Below are 5,468 nucleotides of genomic sequence, written 5' to 3'. Positions count from 1 at the left end.
AAGCGCGGTTTCCTCCCTTGGAGGCTTTCGGACGCCGGCCGCCGAATACGCGGCGCCGTCCCTCAAGCGGCCGGCGTCCGAAACCCTTCACAAACGGAGACCTGACGCCTGTGCGGCGCCACGTCCGGCTTTCCTCGCACAGCGGACATTGCAACCCGGCTTGACGGGGCCGCGTCAGACCATTCCGAGTGAAATTGCGCCGCTACCCGCGCAGCCTCACGCGGTCCTTGCGCGCGCAGTTGGTGACGAAGCCGATCACGGCGCGCACCGCGGGGACTCGACCAGATCGGGATGCGCGAGCAGCCAGAGATCGGAGAGGGCCGGCGCAAAAGTTTCCCGCCAGCAACCGACCTGCCTCACATTACCACCTCTACGCCGCCATGAATGGATAAGGCCGCCTGCCCATGTTTACGGCCGGCCCCTCGGACTCAGGCATTTTGACGGGCGGCTAATTCCTCGAACTCATCAGAAAGGTGCCATGCCAGTTCAGTCCGATTCAGTTCTTGTAAGTGTCGCCCTGCGCGATAAGGCGTCGTGCTTCTCCGGCCTCCGGAACCTCGATTCCCTCATTGAACCCGACCAGCGCCGGAAGCAGCAACGTGCGGGCGGCTTGCATGCGGCCCGTGGCTTGATAAAGCCTTGCCAGTGACAGCGCCGCGCGCAGCTCGAAAGTTCGCGTCTGCTGACTCCGGGCGATCTCAAGGGCTTTCGCGAACGCCAATTCGGCGGCCGCGACATTGGGCGGCGCCTGCTTGAGGAAAAGTTCACCGCGCTTGCGATGCACTTCGGCCTGGAACCAGCCCTCGCCGGAACGCTGGATGGTGGCTAGTTGGGCATCCAATGTCGCGAGCGCGTCGTCGACACGTCCCGCCTTCGCCTCGGCCTCGGCAAGCAACGTTCCGAGATCAGGCCTCCAGAAGTGAGAGCCCGCGTCGCGGAGGAGTTCCGATCCTTTTCGCATGCCGGCTTCTCCCTCCAGATCGCCGGCACAGAAGCGGACCCAGCCGTCGATGAATGTTCCGAACGCCAGCCACATCGGCAGTCCGTGCTCGCGCGCGAGGGCCAGAAGAGCCCTCGCATGCGGGGTGGCTTCGCGGGGCTTGCCACGGATCGCGTGGAATTTGCCCATATACCAGTGCGCGATCGCGATCGTCGGGATGTGGTCGCTCGGTAGCGCGAGACTGAATGCCTCTGCGGCAAGGGCGCTTGCGCGATCGACCTCGCCGAGCGGCCAAAGCACCAGAGCGAGGTAGAATTTAGCAACGACACCCGGTTCGTAGCCGAATCTGGACGCAAGCTCACGGTCTCGTTGAGGATCATACGCTGCAAGAGCCTTTTCGAGGTGCACCCGCGCGGCGGCGTAGTCACCTTGGAACCAACAAGTTATGCCGAACACACGATTTGCGATGCCGAACTCCGATGAGCCGGGCGAGTGCTGGACGTCGCTCAGAAAGGCGTCGGCCAACTCACGCATCTGCGGGAGGTCCCCACGCGTGAATCCTCCTACCCACATGCCGTAATAGACCGTGAGTCGTTCGCTTCTGTCTTCGACGCCGGCGGCAAGTTCGCGAGCCCTTGCGAACGCCGCAATGGTCTGGGCGTTGGCCTGTCCCCGGCCATGAAGCAACGCATAACCATATGTCGTCTGGAGCCGCAGCCGCAGCGAGCGCAGGGGCGGACTGTCGGCTAACTCCTCGACGAGGCCGAGCGCCTTTTCGAGATGGGCAATCGCCTCGCTGTAGGCGGAAACGTGCGTGGCACGCTCCCCCGCCTTGCCCCACCATTCGACGGCGGGCTCCCAGAGGCCCGCCTGGGTGAAGTGATGCGCGGCGATCTCGGGCTGAATCTCGGCCAAAGTCGGGAACCGCTCGATCAGGACTTTGGCGATGCTCGCATGCAACTGCCGACGTCGGCTCTTGAGCATCGTGTCGTAGGCGGCGTCCTGCACCAGGGCATGTTTGAACAGATAAGTCGCATGCGGCGGCACGCCCTGCCGGAACAGCAGACCGGCGGCGATGAGACGGTGGAGCGCGGATTCCAGTTCTTGCGCCGGCTTGCGCACCACCGCTGCCAGTTGATCATGCGAAAATTGCCGCCCGATCGCCGCTCCGATTTGGGCCACTTCCTTTGCCGGACCGAGTCGATCGAGCCGCGCCATCAAGGAGGCTTGTAGGGTCGCTGGGACCGCCAGCGCCCGCGACGGAATCGCCAAAGCGGTCCGTCGCGCGTCGCCTTCGCTCTCCGCCTCCAGCACGGCCTTCGTCATCTCCTCTACGAACAGCGGGATGCCGTCGGTGCGCTCGATGATGTCCTCTCGAATGTCCGACGGGAGAGACCTGTCGCCGACGACACTGTCGATCATGGCGCCGACGTCGCGCAGCGACAGCCGATTGAGAGTCACAGCCGTTACGTGCGGCCGCTCGATCCAAGGTGGCTCGAATTCCGGCCGAAAGGTCACGATCAGCAGCACGCAAAGGCTCGCAATCCGATCCACTGCCCGACCGATCGCTTCCAGGCTCGTTGGGTCGGTCCAATGCGCGTCCTCGAAGATCATCAGCACCGGATTGGAACGGGCCAGTGCCTCGATTTGGGTGGTAAGGGCTTCCAGTGTTTGCTGGCGGCGCTGCTGCGGCGTCAGTTCGAACGCGGGATAGCGTCCGTCATTGGGAAGCAACAGCATTTCGGCAAAGAGTGCCGCGTGTTGCGCCGAGGTTGAGCTTCCCGACAACACGGCATCGAGCTTGTCGAGCTTCGCTTGCGGCGTGTCGTCGTGCGCCAGTCCAGCGGCGCGCTCCATCTGACCGATGATGGGATAGAGTGCGCTGTCAGCGTGCTGCGGAGAACAGAAATAGCGCAAGCGCGTGTGCGGCTCGCTGGCGAGGCGCTCGAGCAGCGCGGCTGCGAGCCGCGACTTGCCGATGCCGGCCTCGCCAGAGAGCAAGACCACCTGGCCCTCGCCGTTCTTCGCTGCAGCCCAGCGCCGGAGTAGCAGGTCGAGCTCTTCCTCCCGCCCGACCGGGGCAGTCAGGTCGGTCGCGTGCAGCGCCTCGAAGCGGCCTTCCACGGAGCTCGCCCGCAGGGCGGCCCAGGCTCGAACCGGCTCGGCGATGCCCTTCAGCCCCCTCGCCCCAAGACCCTGAAGCTCGAACAGATTGCCGAGGAGCCGTCGCGTGCTCTCGGCGATGACGACCATGTTCGGTTCGGCGATCCCTTGCAGGCGCGCTGCGAGGTTCGGTGTTTCACCGACGATGCGGCGCTCCTGTGCTTCTCCCGATCCGACCAAGTCGCCGACAACGACCAGCCCGGTCGCAATGCCGATACGGGTTTGGAGCGCAACGCGCGCCTTGAGCGCGGTCACTTCCGCGACCAACTCCAGTCCGGCGCGTACCGCCCGCTCGGCATCGTCCTCGTGGGCCTCGGGATAGCCGAAGTATATGAGGACGCCGTCGCCCATATATTTCGCCACGAACCCGCCAAGGCGACGCACGGTCTCAGCGACGCATGTCTGGTAAGCCGAGATTACCTCGCGCAAGTCCTCGGGGTCCATGCGGGCGGAGAGCGCCGTCGAACCGACCAGGTCGCTGAACATAACCGTGACTTGGCGACGCTCGGCGATGTCGTGCGATGTTGAAGCAACGGGTGCCGCAGGCGCAACGGCGACACGCTGCATGTCTTTTTCCACGCTCTTCACTTCGGCGATCGCGCGCAGCAGCTTGCGGCGATGGCCGAGCGAAGACACCCCGACTTCTCTAAGGTCTTGATCGGTCAGGTCGCCCAGGATCGTGAAATCAATATCGTTGTCCGCGAAGCACTGCGCGTACTCGGACATGCCGATCTGTTCAAGCCAGTCCCCAATCTTTTGCATCGCGGCTCGCGCCCCGGCGGATTTGTCGTGGCCTGACCGGGCCTCCGAACCAGGACCACAGGGAACTCGTCCGATATCCCCGAAATGGTACGCCGCTGGATTAAACAAGCCAAGCGGACGTTCTTGACGCTCGACTGCGGGGCAGACGATACGCTGTGCGGCGCCGGGGGGGCTTCATGTCGAAGTCGGATCACGAACGTCACTCTCGGCAGTAGACGGCGGCCTGTCGATTTCCGCTATGCCCCGTTAGCGACCGAGGTCGTGTGGCGGTGCAATATGTGCGAAGGGCCAATAGGCGACATAACAGGTGGCCGGACATCGGGCTAAAATGATCAAGGCGCTGGCAACCGAAGTGCGGTTAAGTCGGTGCGCACGATGGTTTTTCCTGTAAAACCACTTTCTTCGACGGCCTTTCGGTAGTCTGCTTCCGTCAGAGGGCCGCCCGGCACATCCCAGCGATTGTGCCGTCCAGTACCGAGCGACGGGGCAAGGTGCGTCAACATCAAATACTTCGCGCCCGTACGCTTCGCCATTGCGCCAAGGTCGGTGGCTAGGCTCTGGCGATAGAAGGTTGGCGCTGGAAAGCCGCTGCCGCGGTCCGGCCCGAGCACCGGATGTATCGTCGAATGTACGATGACATCGGCTCCCTGCGCCAAGCGTTCAACCTGATCTGAGGTGGAGTGCGAGCGGGGCGGCGCTGGTTTGTCGTTGCTCGCGTCGCCGCCAATAACGACAATCCAAGCCGGTGTATCCACGCGATAGGACGCATGTCCCGCTATATGCGTTGATCGGATAGCACTCACTTTTACCTCGCCCGACATCCAAACGAGTTGAGGCTCCTCATTGGGCTCGAAAGTCAGCACATTGGCCAATTCTGCCGGGCCACCCGCAAGGCGCGTGCGACCCCAGAAGTCCGTGTTTCATTGGTCTCTCCCTAGTTTGCGCGCTTTTACGACTTGGTTCTTGCGCAGCCGACAACCGGCTCGCCAAAACGCATTTCCGCGCGTTCGTTCTGGGCCGGTAGCTAATGGGTGGCCGTCAACGGATACGCAAATTCGCTGCAAAAAATCAGGCGGACGAGAGCGTACATCACCCAGCGCGAATATCCGTCTCACTGACCCTAGGCCCACGACCAAAGGTTCGCAAGCGGATCGAATGATGCAAGCAAGACAGCGCGCTCCGGATTGGGATGAAATCATCGGTCAGCTGGGCTTACCGTTGCAGACTCGACGATTGACGATGCCGGTTGATAAGATCCAGCATAGCTGTGGTAGGCACTCGACCACTTGAGCCGACACAGCGAACATAGAAGCGGCCCCTTTTAGAAGTCTGCATCGGTCACAGCTCGGCGAGCTGGTCCGGTGTCCCTCCAGCAGCCGACGTAAATGCCGAGCAAGCCGATCAGCGGCTTTGGGCCCAAAAGCAGACATTCTCAGCCGCGTTAGCTGCAATCCGACACCAAGATAGCGAAAAGCTCCGACGGACTTCGGAGCTTTTCAACTCACTAAAGCGGGATGGGGTTAGGTTGAATCGATTTGGGATTCCCAAATCAGGCTGTTTCTGATTCACCATGCTGGCTGGGCGGAGGCCAGCATGGATGGGC

Annotated in this window: 2 protein-coding genes; both read right to left on the bottom strand. The window is 62.6% G+C overall.

Going from position 1 to position 5,468, the window contains the following annotated elements:
• Positions 1–496: 496 nt before the first annotated feature.
• Entirely contained in the window at positions 497–3,865 is a 3,369-nt protein-coding gene (locus tag AC628_RS32180) for an adenylate/guanylate cyclase domain-containing protein (protein WP_074130778.1), read from the bottom strand.
• A 332-nt stretch (positions 3,866–4,197) separates the two neighbouring features.
• The gene (locus AC628_RS43310) at positions 4,198–4,737 is read right to left on the bottom strand and encodes an MBL fold metallo-hydrolase (RefSeq protein ID WP_143201910.1); all 540 of its coding nucleotides are present in this window, start codon (positions 4,735–4,737) and stop codon (positions 4,198–4,200) included.
• Between the last annotated feature and the right edge of the window lie 731 nt (positions 4,738–5,468).

Origin of the sequence: Bradyrhizobium sp. NAS96.2 (assembly GCF_001908235.1) — a bacterium.
Lineage (GTDB): Bacteria > Pseudomonadota > Alphaproteobacteria > Rhizobiales > Xanthobacteraceae > Bradyrhizobium.
Note: the sequence above shows the minus strand (reverse complement) of the source record. Positions and strands in the feature narration are given on the sequence as shown.